Source organism: Fluviicola sp. (assembly GCF_039596395.1).
Classification (GTDB): Bacteria; Bacteroidota; Bacteroidia; order Flavobacteriales_D; family Crocinitomicaceae; genus Fluviicola.
Window position 1 is genome coordinate 15008 of the sequence record NZ_JBCNJT010000004.1, and the last position, 16330, is coordinate 31337.

Here is a 16330-nt window from a genome sequence, read left to right on the forward strand (position 1 = left end):
AAAAGTAAAAAGGTAAATGTGTTCATGTAAAAACAAGAATTAAACCCGCAAAATGAATGATTGAAGATCAATCACTTTTAACTTTTACAGGTAACTTTTCACTTTTACGACTTAACTTATCACTTACTCAATAGAGAGCGATTCGATCCTCAGGTCGGCGCCCAGGTGTTTCCATTTGATGGTTACCCGGAAGGATTCGTTTTTGGAAATATAAGTACCGGTGGTCAGCGGGGAATCGTCACTTTCCTTGCCTTTAAAGGTAAAACGAAAGCTTGAAACCGGTTTGCGGTTAAAGAAATCCTTCAACAATTGAGTCGCCTGGGACTGTGCATAAATACCTTCTTTTCCCTGGATCTGAAGTAAAAGCTTGTCTTTTCCGTAGGAAACAATCTTAGCAGCATCTTCCCGTCCGAATGCCTGTTCAACAGCCGTGAAATTTGCATCCGTAACAGAATGAAGTGATAAAACCAAAGAAGCTATTAGTGATAAAATAAAGCCCATATTTCAATTGTTGTGTCCCGTCGCATCAACAAATATAATGCCTAAAATGAAATCCCGCTAATTCTCTACTGTTTTTGTAGATTATTCTGCTTTTCAACCCGGTGATCAAGCAAAAAAAGGGCCGGCTTTCGAGCAATTTTCGGGCACTAACTACAATTTTCGTATATTCGTTGCATGCAGGTAACACTACTTTGTATCGGTAAAACGGGAAAAAAATTCCTGGAAGAAGGAGAACAGGAATATTTGAAACGGCTTCGCCATTATATTTCGTTTCAATTACAGATTATTCCGGATATCAAACAAGCTAAAAGTTTATCGCAAAGCCAGATCAAGCAGCGGGAAGGAGAACTGATCCTCGAAAAAATAAATCCAACAGACACACTCATTCTTCTGGATGAAAAAGGAAAGGAATTCAGTTCGATGGATTTTTCTGCTTACCTGCAGGACCAGTTTAATCGCGGTGGCAAACACATTTATTTTGTCGTGGGCGGACCTTACGGATTCAGTGAAGAAGTTTACCAGCGGGCAAACGGAAAAATCTCGCTTTCACAGATGACTTTTTCCCATCAGATGATCCGTTTATTCTTTATTGAGCAAGTCTACCGGGCCATGACCATTTTGAGAAATGAACCGTATCATCATCAGTAGTTATGAATTATAAGTATTTCTCATTTACCTTCAGTGATTATGTTTTCACCGCTGCATGGCTGATCGTGTGCATTATCATTGCCTTGGCCATTTACCTGAGAAATGCTAAAAACCCCGATTACCGTTATTTCATACCGCATTTTTGCTGGAAAATCTTTCTGGGAATTGCGTTCGCAACATTCTATGTGTACACTTACGGAAGTGGTGATACAACCGCCTATTATCAGGGAGCGGAATGTCTGAAGAACCTGGCTTATGAGGATTTCGGAGACTACCTGCACGAACTGATTTCCGGCCCGTCGAGGGATTACCTGCCTTCCTATTACAATTCCCATACAGGCATTCCACCGATCTGGGTCTACAAAGAACCCAACTCCTGGTTTATCTGTAAACTGGCAAGTTTTTTCTCCTTTTTCACGTTTAACAGTTACCTGGCATTAAACCTCATCTTTTCGTTTATTTCCACCCTCATTACCTGGCGTTTCTTTCTGTTTGCAAGATCATTTCTGCAGGTTAAAGTGCGGTATGTAGCCATTTCCATCTTATTTATTCCGACCGTAGGTTTTTGGTGCACGGGATTGCTGAAAGACACGGTTGTATACTGTGCCAGTTTAGTTCTTTTCATGAATCTCATCAAACTGCTTAACGGGATATCACTCAAAAATATCCTGTTTATCCTGCTTGCATCATACATTATCGGTTCTACCCGCTCGTTTGTACTGATTTCCATCCTGATTCCCTTTTTTATTACCGTCTTCTTCCAATACAGCCGCCGTGCACCTTTCACCATTCGCCTGGCAACGCGGATGATCGGCATCGGAATGTCTGTTCTGTTAGTCTTTGTTTATTTCCGGTTTTCAAGTTCTTTTGAAGAATTGTCTTCTCAAAACCTGATTTCTACGGCAGAAACAATTTACAACGACTTTCAGCAAAATCAGGGATATACGGGAAAAAGATACGATCTGGGAATCACGGAATTTACGGCTGTAAACATGTTGCGCGCAACCCCTACAGCCATCTTTACAGCCATTTACCGGCCCTTCATTTGGGAATCAAACAGTTTCTTCATGCTTTTGAACGGTTTGGAAAGTTTGGTTTTGCTCTATTTTACCCTGAAACTATTCCGGAAACGGGACAAAACACTTCCTCCCATGTCGGAGAAAGCCCGGATATTTTTCACGATTTGTTTATTCTCCTGTCTGATCATGGCATTTTTCGTAGGCTTAACCTCCGGTCTTTTCGGGGTATTAGTTCGGCTGAAAGCACCTTTGCTCCCATTCTTCCTGTTATTCGTTTTCCATCGGATTACAGATTCCAACACTCCCGTAACAAATGAAAAAAACGCTCTTCACTAACCGATTTGCAGAAATCCTGCTTCTGGCTCTCATCCGTTTGGCCGGCTCCAGGCCCTGGGTTTTTAAATTCGTGCCTCCCAATAAGGATTACAAACCGGGAAGCCATCGAAAAGCAAAGCGAAAAGGAATCTCTTACCAATTGGATATCAGCGACTACCAGGAATGGCTGGTTTACTTCCATTGCAAAACCGATTCAAGTGATTATCTCCTGGATTACCTCGAAAAATCAACCGTTATTTTTGACATCGGGGCAAATATCGGTCAAACGGCGTTCAACATGTCGCTGGTACAGCAATCCAAAGGCTTACACCCGGTGATTTATGCTTTTGAGCCGTATCCCAAAACATTCGGAAAGCTGGAACGCAACATCGGGAACAACCCCGCATTGATCGTCAAAGCATATAACCTGGGTCTGGGAAGTGAAAAGGGTTCTCTTCACATGATGCAACACAATGCATGGAACAGCGGAGGATTCCGGATGACTTCCGACACCAGTAACAGTATCGTTGTGCCTGTTATTTCACTGGATGAATTTGTTTCGGAAAATCAGATCCCTGCTATTGACTTTATTAAAATAGATGTGGAAGGCTTTGAACTCGAAGTACTCAAAGGCGCCCGGCAAACAATCCGCAGGTTCCGGCCCGTTATCGTATTCGAATACAGCGTTGAAAACATCCTGGCCCAGCAGGGAAACATTCCGGAGGCCTTGGATGAACTGGTAAAAAACAACTATAAAATCAGTACAAAAGAAGGAATCAGCGACTTGAAAGCCATCCTGGAACTTGAAGACCAGACGGATTTGATTTGCATTCCGAATTAATTATTTCTTACCGGAATTTCCCGTTTTTTCATTACTTTGGCGCAAGATTTCTTCAGATGCAGCCAGAGAATTATTTATTGGAAATAAAGTCAAAAAGCAAGTTCAGCTTTGGGTTCAAAGAAATTCTGAATTACTGGGAATTGCTTTATTTTTTCACCTGGCGCGAAATCAAAGTCAAATACAAACAAACGCTGCTCGGCTTTGCGTGGGTAATCCTGCAGCCATTGCTGATGACGGTACTGTTTACCGTTTTCCTGGGAAAAGCCGTTTCTTCCGTGTCACATCTGAGTGTTCCTTATCACTTGTTTGCATTGAGCGGGCTGGTTATCTGGGGATTTTTCAGCAGCGGACTTTCGAATGCCGCCAATTCCATGGTGAACAATTCAAACATCATTAAGAAAATCTATTTCCCGCGCTTGATTATTCCGATTTCCGCGATCCTGAGCTCCGCAGTTGATTTTATGATCAGCCTGGTGCTTTTTTTCATTGCACTGATCTACTTCCAGGTTTCCATTAACTGGTTACATCTATTGTTTATTCCTGTAGCTTTGATTCTTATCGCTCTTTCCACCTTGGGAATCGGGATGTTCCTGGCAGCACTGAATATCAAATACCGCGATGTGCGTTACGCCCTTCCTTTTTTTATCCAGGGAATGCTCTTCGTTTCACCCATCATGTTCCCGATTTCCATTACCTCCAACAAGATTGCAGCAACTATTTTACAGTTCAACCCGGTTGCAGGTGCCCTGGAATTGATCCGGAGTGTTTTTACCCAGTACGAAATGAATGTCACCACGATCATTTACAGCAGTATTTCTGCCGCTGTGCTATTCATTTTAGGATTGTATTACTTCCGGAAAACAGAAGCTTACTTTGCCGATTTAGCATAAATTTGAATCCTTGAACGTGAAACCGATTTTAGAAATAGATGCTGTCAGCAAACAATACCTGATCCAAAAATCGGGTCAGCAGCCTTATTTGAGCCTGCGCGATTCGCTTTCAAACGCATTCCGGAGAAACAACAAAGAAGCTTTCTGGGCTTTGAAAGATGTTTCCTTTGATGTAAAACCGGGAGAAAGTATCGGAATTATCGGCAAAAACGGAGCAGGGAAATCCACGCTTCTGAAAATCCTGTCGCAAATTACTCCGCCTACCAGCGGACGGATAACAGCCCGCGGAAGGATTGCTTCTCTGCTGGAAGTAGGAACAGGATTTCATGCAGAACTCACCGGGAGAGAGAACATTTTCATGAACGGTTCCATATTGGGCATGAAGCGGGAAGAAATTCTCCGGAATTTTGACGCGATCGTTGATTTTTCCGGAGTGGCACAGTTCATTGACACGCCTTTGAAACATTATAGTTCAGGAATGCAATTGCGACTGGCTTTTGCTGTTGCCGCTTTCCTGGAAAACGAAATTCTGATCATTGATGAAGTACTGGCCGTAGGTGATTCTGAGTTCCAGAAACGCTGTTTGGGAAAAATGCAGGATGTGGCCCGTTCGGGAAGAACCGTTCTGTTCGTTTCACACAACATCGGCGCGGTCAAGTCCTTGTGTAATACCGGGATTGTTCTTCAAAAAGGACAATTGATCTTCAACGGCTCTATTCATGAAGCAGCCGATTTCTACCAGCAGAACAGCGAGGAAGCAAACGGACTGACTAAAATTTTTGAGCCCGACGAACGCTATCAGAACCAAAATATCCGGCTGGTAAAGATCGAAGCCATTTCCGGATCCGGGAGCGGATTGAGCATTACACAAAAAGGCCTGTTCACCATCGTTTTCGATTGTTTCCTGGAAGGAATCAACCTCGATTGCACCATGGAATTCCGGACAAGTGACGAAACGCTTGTTTTCCACACCGGAGCACTCGTTTCCCAAAACGAGGATTCCCAAAAAGGACGCTATACGGTTTCCTTTGAACTGGCTTCGTATTACCTCAACGCAGGTCTTTACACCGTTACCCTGATTTTTGGGAAAAACCAGCAGGAATTGCTGTTCGCAGCAGAATATTGTTATTCCTTCTCCATCGAAAATGACGCGGTTATCGGTACGAAAAGCAATCATTTGCCGGGCGTATTGAGACCCAATTTCGATTACCGCATTTCCCATACTCCAATCGACTAACACAGCAGTTATGAAAATACTCTTGTTAGGTATGAACTATGCATCCACATTGAATTCGCTGGTTTCGGGCTTTAAAGAATCGGGACAGGACGTGTCTGCGATCAGCTTTGAGGAAAACCGGAGTATTTACAACTCATTTGAAAACATTCACTGTGTCTTTCCGGATCAAAAACTTTCCTGGCTGGCATACAAATGGAAAACGCTCCGGGGAACCCGAAAGCTTTATTCTTCCGTTAAACAAGCGGATGTCATTCATGTTTATTCGAACCTGACTTTACCCACGAAATACGAAGATAAACTGCTTCGCTTTTTATTTCTGAAAGTTGCAAAACATAAGAAGAAGTTTATCACCTATGTGGGAAGCGAAGTCCGCATTCCCGAGACTGATTTCCCGGGCAATCCGTTTTACAAAAAAGCATTTCAAAACCCGGCATACGAATATCCTTATGAATCACAAGCATGTTCGTTCAAACACCAGCGCAAATTCAGCGAACTGGGGTTCGAATTGATTTCCACTCCGGATACTTTACACTATATTTCAGACACTTTTTTCAAGAGCGGCAAGATGACTTTTCATGCGGGAGCGGCCTCAACTTCTTTTCACAAAAAAGAAAATCCGGAAGAAATCCGGGTCGTTCATGCGCCTTCTGCACCCGTTGCCAAAGGAAGCAGCATCATCCGGCAAGCCATGGAGAACATAAGTGCCCGTCATCCGCAGGTCAACTATGTCGAATTGCAACAGGTGAGCAATGAGCGCTACCAGGAACTCGTAGCAACCTGCGATTTATACATCGACCAGGTTATCTGGGGATTTCACGGAGTTGCGGCAATACAGGCAATGGCACTGGGAAAACCGGTTGTCTGTTACCTCCATGAAATTCCCTTGCAATACATTCCGGAAGATCACCCGATTATCAACAGCAATCCGTCAACCCTGGAAGCAACGATCGAAAAGTTCATCCTGAATCCGCAACTATTCGATGATACCGGCAAGAAGTCAATTGCCTATTACGAAAATTACCATTCACCGAAGGCTGTTGCTCAACGATTACTGAAAACTTACGCGGAATGAAACGGCAGGTACTTATATTTTCAAACCGGAAAGTATCCAGCGCTCCGCGAATCCTCCGGGAAATTGAGGCTTTAAAAGATCATTTCGGGATTCATCTTACCGGTGAAGAAGCTGTCTTTCAAACAGAACATGCGTATTCCTGCATTTATGATTTCCGGAGCACTGCAGATAAACTGAAAAGTAAATCGGCACAATGGCTTAAACAGGTGGAACGTTCTCCGTCGTATTCCCGCATTGGAAAATACATCCGGGAAAACAACATTTCCCTGGTTATTTTTCACGAACCGAATTTCCTGAGCCTGGCGCTTGCCCTAAAGAAAAAATACGGCGTAAAGATCATTTTCAATGCACACGAATACCATCCGCAGGAATTTGAAGATTTGCCGGGATGGCTCGAAACGGAAGGAATCTATTTCACGGAGCTTTACCGGAGTTGTTTGCCGCAATTTGACCTGGTGATCAACGTGTGTGAATCCATTCGTTTGAAATGCCTGGAAGAATTTAAAGCCGATTCCATTGTTATTCCCAATGCTGCTTCGTTGAAGGAGTTGAGCGTTCAATCGAACACCGGTTTTCCTGTGCGCATGATCCATCACGGGGTGAACCTTCCTTCCCGCAAAGTGGAAAACATGATCGAAATTGCTGCCAGACTGGGCGCTAATTACTCGCTCGACCTGATGCTGACCTCTGTAAACGGAAATGAGAGCTACGACGAAGCTATCCGTAAGAAGATCGCAGAAACACCGAACGTTTCCTGGAAAAAACCGGTAGCTATTCATCAAATCTGCTCCGAAATAAATCCTTACGACATCGGGTTGTTTTACCTGGAACCGACCAATTTCAACTACCGGTACGCCCTTCCCAATAAATTGTTCGAGTTTATCCAGGCCAGGCTTGCTATTGCTATTTCCCCTTCACCGGAGATGAAAAACCTCGTTCAAAAATACGAGCTTGGAGTTTGCGCAGATGATTTCTCCATAAATTCGATGGTCGAAAAAATAAGCGCGCTTTCCCGGGAAGCTATTCAACGGTTCAAGCAAAACAGCGATCAGGCTGCGCATTTAGAAAACACGGAAAAGTACAACGCTGTATATCTGGCTAAAATTCTATCTTTATTCCACAATTAAAACTATGTGCGGAATTGCGGGAATAATTAGTCTTACCGGGAAGCCTGTTGAGGCGGATCATATTTCACGGATGACGGATGCTATTGTTCATCGCGGACCGGATGGCGACGGCCATTGGCTGAATGAAAACAAAAACCTGGCTTTCGGCCACCGCAGGCTGGCAATTATCGACTTGTCGGAAAACGGTAAACAACCCATGCATTACCTGGACAGGTATACCATTACCTTCAACGGGGAAATCTATAATTACCTGGAAATAAAGGAAGAACTGCTTCAGCAAGGATATACTTTTCAAAGCGATTCGGACACCGAAGTATTGCTTGCGCTTTACGATCAGAAAAAAGAAAACTGTTTGTCCGATTTGGACGGCATGTTTGCTTTCGCCATTTTCGACAAGCAGACTCAGCAAATTTTCTGCGCACGCGACCGGTTCGGAGAAAAACCGTTCTACTATACCCGATTTGAAGAAACTTTTTTTTTCGCCTCCGAAATAAAAGCGCTTTGGGCGGTGGGAATTCCCCGGAATCCTTCCAAACAGCGCGTATTCGACTACCTGGCTTTTGACCGCATGGAATCTTTTGAAGACCCGGAATCTACTTTCTTCGAAGGCATTTCCCAGTTAAAACCGGCTCATTATCTGGTCATTGACCTGGATAGAAAACAGGTTGGCAAACAAATCAATTACTGGAAAATCAACCTGTCCAAAAAATCGGCACTAACCTTTGAAGAAGCACAAGCCGAGTTCAAAAGATTGCTCACACAGTCTATCGAACGGCGTTTGAGAAGCGACGTTCCGGTAGGTTCCAGCTTATCCGGCGGACTGGATTCTTCCAGTATTGTTTCACTGATCAGCGGCATGAAATCGGCAGGGCAATCCCAGCACACTTTTTCTGCCCGTTTCCCGAATTTTAAAAAGGACGAAGGCATTTATATCGATCTGATGAACAAGCAAACCGGGAGTATTCCGCACGAAGTTTCCTGCACGGAAGCATCGCTGAATGAAGTTCTTCCCCGTTTATTTGACATACATGAAGAACCTTTCGGAAGCACGAGTATTACCGCTCAATTCAAAGTGATGCAGCTGGCAAAGGAAAACGGGATTACCGTGCTCATGGACGGTCAGGGAGCCGACGAATACTTAGCGGGATATTCCTCTTTTTACCTGAATTATGCCGCGGAATTGCGGGCATCGGGCAAATCTGCTTTGACGCGGTTCAAAAAACTATATCAGGACCATTTCGGCGTGGATTTAGTCACCGGACGTACCTTCTGGATCGATGCCAAATACCCGGATCTCAGGGATTTGATCCGCAAACTCAAAAACAAGACCCAAAAACCGGTTTATTACAAACAATTCACCACTGAATTTCTAAATTCCGTAAAAACTGGAAACTATAAAACAGGGTTCAAAAACAGGCTGAATGAAGCTTTGCTGGATTCGCTCACCAAAAACAGTTTACAAACATTGCTTCGCTACGCCGACAGAAATGCGATGGCCAATAGCCGGGAAGTACGTTTGCCTTTTTTATCACACGAACTGGTGGAATTCACTTTTAGTTTGCCTGCTTCCTATAAAATCTATGAAATCTGGACAAAGGCCATTCTGCGGTTTTCATTAAGCGATAGCCTTCCATCGGAGATTGTATGGAGAAAGGAAAAAGTGGGTTTTGAACCTCCGAATTATAAATCTGTTTCCCCCGAAGAAGCAACATGGGCCATCAACCGGTTGATTGAAAACAAGGTATTGGATAAAAATCACATCCTCCCGGGAAAAAACTGGGAATATGTTCAAGCGGCTCATTTGTATGGGAACTAAGAAAAAACGCCTGCTTTTCGGAGCGGTGGACATCGGTTACCGCATCAATCATTATTCGGAGTTTATCCGGAACGAATTCGGTGACGAACTGATTGCCGAATCCTTTTCCAAATACAAACTTCCGGAATCCCATTACGCAACGGATTATACCTATACCTGCGAAGTTTTGAAGCGATCAACGCTTTACGTGTATTGGTACACCACCCTGTTTTTCATCCGGACATTGTTTCGCTACAAAGTCCTTCATTTTTTTTCAGGGGAAACCATTCTGCCCTGGAAATTGCGGGGATTTGAACTTGCTTGCTACCGCTTAACCGGCAAAAAAATCATCATGCATTTCGTGGGTTCGGATATCCGCAACGAAGCTTATCTCAAGGAAAAGAATGACCACCTGGAAGCCGTTTTAAAAGGACACTATTCCTTTCAGAATGAACTGTCGTCTCCTATTCAGCAAAAACTGATTGCACAAGCCCGCAAAAATGCCTCGGTAATTATCGTTTCAACTCCCGACTTACTTCAAATCATCCCCGAAGCAACTTACATTCCTGTTTTCCTGGATTTCGGGCATTTTATTTATGAAGAAACCGGAAAAAGTTCCATAACCCAACAAGTGGTTTCCGTCCTGCATTCTCCTTCAGCAGCCAAAACGAAAGGAAGCGGGCATTTGGACCGTGTTTTTGAGAACCTGGAAAAGGAATTCGGCGAATCTGTTGCTTTTGTGACCCCTGTTCCGGGCCTGAAGGATATCAAATCTTATCCTACCACGCGTTACGATCTGCTCAACAGGATGGTGGCAAGCGATATTGTGATCGATCAATTGGTGATTGGCTGGTATGGCTTGAAAGCAGTAGAAGCACTGATGCTGGATTGCGAAGTAGTTTGTTTCATCGAAGAAAAACTGGTAGATTATCTACCAGAAGGACATCCGATTACGAATGCCAACGCCCTGAACGTAGAATCCAAACTCCGCGAATTGATTCAGCTGATCCTGGCAGGGAAAACATCCTCAACCCGCAAAAGCGATTATGTGAAAGCCCACCACAACATGGATAACTACAAAGCGTATTTCCGGGAACTCTGGCTTCAGTAAGCGTTTAACGTTTCTATTACTTTGTTTACTTCCCATGCTTCCATTACCGGACTTATCGGCAGGCTCAGGACCGTTCGGTGGATTTCTTCCGTAAGTGGCAAATGAAGTTCGTTCCATTCCTTGTAAGCTTCCTGTTTATGCGGAGCTATCGGGTAATGAATCAGTGTCTGAATGCCGTTCTCCAATAAATAAGCCTGTAATTCTTCCCGGTTTTCGGTACGAATGACAAACAAGTGCCACACATGTTCTTGCTCATCCTGCGGGAATTCCGGTAACACAATCTTCGGATTGGAGATTTGATCGATATATTGTCTGGCAATTTTCCGGCGAATAGCATTTTCTTTATCCAAAAAAGGCAGTTTCACGGAAAGATATCCGGCTTGTAATTCATCGAGGCGGCTGTTCACTCCTTTTACCTGGTTCAAATATTTCTTTTGGGAACCGTAATTTCCGATTATACGGACCATTGCAGCCAGTTCATCGTCATTGGTGGTAACTGCCCCACCATCACCCAACGCGCCCAGGTTCTTTCCCGGATAAAAACTGAAACCGGAAGCATCTCCCAAATTCCCCGTCTTTTTGCCGTTGAATTCCGCTCCGATTGCCTGCGCATTATCTTCGATACACAATAAATGGTGTTCCTCCAGGAAAGCCTCCAACTTATCCGACCAGGAAACCCGGCCATACAAATGGACATTTAAAAGCGCTTTGGTTTTCTGTGAGACAAGTTTCCCGGCCGCTTCCACATCCAGGTTCATGGTTTCCGGGTCCGGCTCTACCAGAACAGGGATCAACCCGTTTTCCGAAATTGCCAAAATGGATGCGATATACGTATTGGCCGGAACCAATACCTCATCACCGGGCTGTAATTTTCCCAGGTGCAAATATGCTTTCAGGATCAATGTCAGGGCGTCCAGGCCATTTGCCACACCAATTGCATGTTTAGAGCCGGTGTATGCTGCTAATTCCTGCTCGAACTGCTTCAGCATTCCTCCCTGGATATACCAGCCCGAATCGATCAGATCAGCACTTTTTTGAACCAGCGCTTCGCGGTACTGTGCATTGATCTTTTGAAGGTCTAAAAATTTAATCATTGATTTTTCGAATAAAACGTGCGGGCGACCCCATCCACAATTCTCCGGCGGGAACGGATTTCGTAAGCAGCGAACCGGCTCCTATCATAGCTCCCTTGCCGATGGTTATTCCACCTAAAATAACCGAACCTGCCCCGATGGACACACCATCTTCAATAACGGTTTGCTGAAAAGCCTCCGGGTAATGTTTGGAACGCGGGTATTTGTCATTGGTAAAACTGACGTTCGGGCCAATAAATACCTGGTTCCCGATACGAAGTCCATCCCATAGGTAAACGCCGCTTTTGATCGTACAATTGTCCCCGATCACTACATCGTTCTCAATAAACGTATGGCAATTGACATTGCAATTTGTTCCGATCCGTGCCTGAGGCAGAATCACAGCAAACTGCCACACAACGGTTCCAGCCCCGATTTGCCCGGATTGCACATCTGCCAGCGGATGAATGGTTACTTCGCTCATTTCTGCTGCATTTGTTGGAATTCTTCGTAGCTGCGGATGTAATCTTTTTCGTCGTAAAGCGAATTGGTTATCACCAACTGCACGGCGGTGTGTGAGTAAGCCATTTCATGCCAGGTTAAAGCCGGAATATACAAGCCCTCGTTCGGATTTTTCAAAACAAAATGCTCTTTCTCACCGGTAATCGATTCGGTAGTGACTTCAATAATCCCCGAAAGTGCGATCAAAATCATTTCGGTATGGTGATGGGTATGTCTTCCCCGCGTAATACTATCGGGAGTAAAGTAGGTCCAGAAAACGCGTTTGATATCAAAAGGAACTTCTCCGAAGGATTCACCGACAGATAAATAGCCTTCTGCAGGTTTCCCGATTTTCCTGAACGATATCAGTTTAACTTTTGAAAGAGGCATATTACTTTCTTTTTACGAGTTGATAAAAGTTATAATTGGAATCATCCGTTTTTAGTTGTTTGAGCTTCCATCTTTTCAGCACCAGCGGAAACGACCGGTTATTATGAACAGCCACATATCCGATCTTTAGCTCACTGAACATGGAATCCTGGTACGAAATATACTCTTTTTCCGGCTTTCCGATGGGAAAAGGTTTCAGTTGATACAAATGCGACTGCCGGATAATCTGTTCATACAATGCATTGGAGGGTTTCAACTCCGGTACTGAAAAACTGATCAGCCTAGAATCGGTAAAAGACATCAACCCTTCCAATCCGCTGAAAAACACCGGATCGTTGGCACTAAATACGTTGTCCATTTTCCCATAATCATTGAATGATGCGATCCGGGCCCTCATCAATGGCAAGTAGGTTTCTTTTTGCGCCGAAGACAAAAAACGGGTATTGTTTTTAGGTAAAACCACATCGATTGCGATCATTACCAACAGGAAAAGAGAGATAATCCCATATTGTCTGACACTTGAAAAATAAAGTACCGACACAAATACCACTGCAATGGAACTGTAATAAAAGTTACTCCACAATTGCACGGCATCGGCCAGGTGGAAAATCAGGCACCAGCATATTAACCCGATGATACTTCCCGCAAACATCCATAAAAACAATGCTCTGACCTGTTTGAACGCATCGTCGCGCCATTTCCAAACAAGCACCACTAGCAAGGGCATCAATCCCAAAACCATGTATATTCCCGTTTTTCCTAAAATATTTATGCGCGTTTTGATGCTTGTGCCATCCAACGGCAATTTCTGAGGATAAATCAATGCGTTCTGCTTTCCGGCGGAAAATAAGTAATAAAACCCAGCCAGGTAAATAAGCAACAGTAGAGGCACTATCAACCACTTTATCTTTTCCGGTTTCAATCCGTTTTTACGCAAATCCCATAAGAAAACGAGCCCCGCGAGGCCTGTATAAACCGGAAGGCCTGTTGTAAAACACAAGGAGAAAACAGCTGCAAGGATCAGCACTACCTTTGTTTCGGAAGCTAAAACCTGGCTGATAAAAACCAGGAAAAATGCATACAACAAGATTAGTTTCGGATAAAACAATCCGCTGAAATCTCCGTATTCATTTGCCCCGAATATTGCATTGAACAAAAAAGTAGAACCCGAAAGCGTCAGTAAAACACCTGTTGCAAGCATCGCATAAAGGACTACAAAACGAGATGGACGCAATTGATTAAATAAATCCAGTAATGCCTGGAAGACGAGAGGAAGGAAAACCAGGAATATTCCGGCGTAAACACTTTGATTGGTATTCAACCCACATACTTTACGGATCAGTCCGAAACACCACAAATCCCAGTAATGGTAAATCTCCGTATAAGTTGATCCTGCCAGAAAATAATTCAGGTTTTTGGTCTCCATTCCGCTATCGAGCATAAATGCTGACAGTTTACCATAAAACAGGTAATCACCACTTAGGATCAGGTGGTTTTCCATGGGAAGCAGGACCAAGAAACCTACTAAAAAAACAAGTATTCCTGAAACCAGCAGTATCCATCTTAAATCAAAGAACCATTTGCCGGAAAATAGCGTACGTATGTTTTTTACATTCCTCAAAACCTGGAACAGGAACAAAACAACTACCGGAAGTAATATGGTTTTACCGGCTGTGTACCAAACCGCCACAACACTTACAATGACAATTAATCCGGATAAAAGTTGAACACTCAACGATTGCTTTTCAAGGATTCCTCCCAGAAAAAGTTGGCCCGTTAGTTTTGATCCGATCAACAAACAGACAATAAAAAGCAGTAGAACTATCAGCATCACAGTTTCCAATTAATGTTCATCAATAATGGTATACTGCGGGCGATTCCTAACCTCATCCAAAACCCTCCACAAGTATTCACCCAAAATCCCCAAGCCTATCATTTGGAACGAACCGATAAACAAAACCGTTATCATCAGTGCAGACCAGCCTTCTATTTCAATATTCCCGATCAATTTATTGATCAGGATGTAAATTGAATAAACCAGCGACAGGAAACCAAAAACCAATCCTGTTACACTTAGAATCCGGATAGGGACAAAGGAAAATGCAATAAATGAGTCGATGAACAACTTCATTTTCTTTTTGAATGTCCAGCGGCTTTTCCCCAATTTCCGTTCTTCCCTGACGTAGGGAATAGTCGCCGTGGGATATCCCAAAATGAACATCAGGTACAAAATATTCGTATTCTTCTCACCGGTCAGTAAAACCTGTTCTTTGACAATTTTATCGAACAATACAAAATCAAATCCTCCTTTCGGAAGGTCTGAAATCGCATATTTACGCATCAGGGAGTTGAACAGTTTGGACGTTCTTTTGGACACAAAGCCGTCCATATTGTTGGCACGTTGACCGATCACCAGCTTGAAGCCGTTTTTCCAATATTTGAACATCTCAAACGTCAACTCAACCGGATCCTGCAAATCTGCAGATACAACCACGTTGATATCTCCGCTTGCTTTTTTCATTCCTGCTGTGATTGCAATGTAGGACCCTACATTTTTTCCAAAACGGATCAAACGGACTTTTTCGGGATGTCGGGAATGAATTTTTTGCAATTCCGCCCACGTATTGTCTTTACTGCCATCATCGACAAATACATACTCAAACGCCACTTCATCGCCAAATAGTTTTTCATTTTCCAATAACCTGGAAAAAGTGACGGGAATGTTCGGCTCATTATAATAGCAGGGAATGATATAGGAGAAAGTTAGTTCCATTAAGATTGTAGTTTCAACGGCTAATTTAATGAAACATGCCAAACAAAAATACTTCTGACGCTAGAATGTTGCCATTAATTTAATCATCTTTGTAATCGAAGCTGCCGGTGACATCTTCGGTTACCAAACTACAATTTAAGTCGAAACGCGATACGGATATTATGGATCTACACAAAACCTGTTTTGTTTGTCAGTCTTCTGAACTAAGGCCTTTGACAGGGTACTACGAAAAGCACTCTTTGGTAAAATGCCGGTCATGCAAGTTGGTCTTTGCCCATAAAATTCCCAGCACCGACGAATTAAACGAACACTATAAGAATTATTCATACGAAGGGAATGCAACCCTTTCGGAAATGACGCGCACAGCCTATTCAAAACTGCTGGATGAATTCGAAAAATTCAGAAAAACGAATCGCATACTGGATGCCGGTTGCGGAAGAGGCTGGTTTTTGGAAGAAGCAAAAAAGCGCGGATGGGAAGTTTATGGCACTGAATTTTCCGACAAGGCAATCGAAGTTTGCTCCGCGAAAGGAATAAACATGAAACACGGTGCTTTGTCGCCCGATATGTTCGAAGAAAATTTCTTTGATGTGATTACCTCTTTTGAAGTCATTGAGCACATCAATAATCCGTTGACGGACCTGGAAGCGATCCATTCTTTTTTGCGGAAAGACGGCCTGCTTTATTGCACAACTCCCAACTTCAATTCAGTGATGCGCTATTACCTGAAGGAAAAATACAACGTCATAGAATACCCCGAACATCTTACGTATTACACGAAAAAAACGCTGACAAATACCATTGAAGAATTCCCGTTCAAACGGATGAAATTCCTTTCAACCGGTATCAGCATTACGCGTATCAAACAATCGTTGGGACAAAACCAGCCGGCAAGTGCTCAATCAAGTGACGATAACATGCGGGAAGCAATTTCCAAAAAATGGTACCTGGACCTTGCAAAACGCATCCTGAACACCTTCTTCACCTGGACAAACACAGGACTTACCCTCAAGGCCTATTACATCAAAAAATAGTTC

Annotated in this window: 16 protein-coding genes; 10 read left to right on the top strand and 6 right to left on the bottom strand. The window is 43.5% G+C overall.

Annotation, left to right across the window (positions count from 1 at the left end; all coding sequences use genetic code 11):
* Positions 1-123: 123 nt before the first annotated feature.
* Complete coding sequence (locus tag ABDW02_RS17540; protein WP_343636880.1) at positions 124-501, bottom strand: DUF4783 domain-containing protein; 378 nt, start codon at positions 499-501, stop codon at positions 124-126.
* Positions 502-675: 174 nt separating this feature from the next.
* On the opposite strand from ABDW02_RS17540, the gene rlmH reads away from it, so the two are divergent.
* Genes rlmH through ABDW02_RS17585 form a run of 9 tightly spaced genes read left to right on the top strand, consistent with a single transcriptional unit; the run spans position 676 to position 10556 of the window.
* A complete protein-coding gene (gene rlmH, locus ABDW02_RS17545) occupies positions 676-1149 on the top strand; it encodes a 23S rRNA (pseudouridine(1915)-N(3))-methyltransferase RlmH (protein WP_343636882.1) in 474 nt (157 codons plus the stop codon).
* 2 nt (positions 1150-1151) lie between these two features.
* Complete coding sequence (locus tag ABDW02_RS17550; RefSeq protein ID WP_343636884.1) at positions 1152-2504, top strand: hypothetical protein; 1353 nt, start codon at positions 1152-1154, stop codon at positions 2502-2504.
* Positions 2482-3324, top strand: a complete 843-nt coding sequence (locus ABDW02_RS17555; RefSeq protein WP_343636886.1) for an FkbM family methyltransferase — start codon at positions 2482-2484, stop codon at positions 3322-3324. The genes ABDW02_RS17550 and ABDW02_RS17555 overlap by 23 nt, the downstream gene beginning before the upstream one ends.
* A 56-nt stretch (positions 3325-3380) precedes the next feature.
* Complete coding sequence (locus tag ABDW02_RS17560; protein ID WP_343636888.1) at positions 3381-4214, top strand: ABC transporter permease; 834 nt, start codon at positions 3381-3383, stop codon at positions 4212-4214.
* A 16-nt stretch (positions 4215-4230) separates the two neighbouring features.
* On the top strand, positions 4231-5451 hold the full coding sequence (locus ABDW02_RS17565; RefSeq protein ID WP_343636890.1) for an ABC transporter ATP-binding protein: 1221 nt from the start codon (positions 4231-4233) through the stop codon (positions 5449-5451).
* A 10-nt stretch (positions 5452-5461) separates the two neighbouring features.
* The gene (locus ABDW02_RS17570) at positions 5462-6523 is read left to right on the top strand and encodes a glycosyltransferase (protein ID WP_343636892.1); all 1062 of its coding nucleotides are present in this window, start codon (positions 5462-5464) and stop codon (positions 6521-6523) included.
* Positions 6520-7650, top strand: a complete 1131-nt coding sequence (locus tag ABDW02_RS17575; protein ID WP_343636894.1) for a glycosyltransferase — start codon at positions 6520-6522, stop codon at positions 7648-7650. Before ABDW02_RS17570 ends, ABDW02_RS17575 begins: the two co-directional genes overlap by 4 nt.
* Positions 7651-7654: 4 nt before the next feature.
* A complete protein-coding gene (gene asnB, locus ABDW02_RS17580) occupies positions 7655-9466 on the top strand; it encodes an asparagine synthase (glutamine-hydrolyzing) (protein WP_343636896.1) in 1812 nt (603 codons plus the stop codon).
* Positions 9456-10556, top strand: a complete 1101-nt coding sequence (locus tag ABDW02_RS17585) for a hypothetical protein (RefSeq protein WP_343636898.1) — start codon at positions 9456-9458, stop codon at positions 10554-10556. The genes asnB and ABDW02_RS17585 overlap by 11 nt, the downstream gene beginning before the upstream one ends.
* Here ABDW02_RS17585 and ABDW02_RS17590 read toward each other — a convergent pair.
* Genes ABDW02_RS17590 through ABDW02_RS17610 form a run of 5 tightly spaced genes read right to left on the bottom strand, consistent with a single transcriptional unit; the run spans position 10550 to position 15293 of the window.
* Positions 10550-11650 carry a DegT/DnrJ/EryC1/StrS family aminotransferase gene (locus ABDW02_RS17590; protein ID WP_343636900.1) on the bottom strand — a complete coding sequence of 367 codons (1101 nt, stop codon included), beginning with the start codon at positions 11648-11650 and terminating at the stop codon, positions 10550-10552. The two genes, ABDW02_RS17585 and ABDW02_RS17590, sit on opposite strands and share 7 nt — an antisense overlap.
* Entirely contained in the window at positions 11643-12113 is a 471-nt protein-coding gene (locus ABDW02_RS17595; protein ID WP_343636902.1) for an acyltransferase, read from the bottom strand. The genes ABDW02_RS17590 and ABDW02_RS17595 overlap by 8 nt, the downstream gene beginning before the upstream one ends.
* Positions 12110-12520, bottom strand: coding sequence for an FdtA/QdtA family cupin domain-containing protein (locus tag ABDW02_RS17600; RefSeq protein WP_343636904.1), 411 nt, complete (start codon positions 12518-12520; stop codon positions 12110-12112). The genes ABDW02_RS17595 and ABDW02_RS17600 overlap by 4 nt, the downstream gene beginning before the upstream one ends.
* A gap of 1 nt (position 12521) precedes the next feature.
* Positions 12522-14351 (bottom strand): hypothetical protein, encoded by a 1830-nt coding sequence (locus tag ABDW02_RS17605; RefSeq protein ID WP_343636906.1) that lies wholly within the window; start codon positions 14349-14351, stop codon positions 12522-12524.
* Positions 14352-14363: 12 nt separating this feature from the next.
* Positions 14364-15293 carry a glycosyltransferase family 2 protein gene (locus ABDW02_RS17610; RefSeq protein WP_343636908.1) on the bottom strand — a complete coding sequence of 310 codons (930 nt, stop codon included), beginning with the start codon at positions 15291-15293 and terminating at the stop codon, positions 14364-14366.
* 161 nt (positions 15294-15454) lie between these two features.
* On the opposite strand from ABDW02_RS17610, the gene ABDW02_RS17615 reads away from it, so the two are divergent.
* Positions 15455-16327, top strand: a complete 873-nt coding sequence (locus ABDW02_RS17615; RefSeq protein WP_343636910.1) for a class I SAM-dependent methyltransferase — start codon at positions 15455-15457, stop codon at positions 16325-16327.
* Positions 16328-16330: the final 3 nt, after the last annotated feature.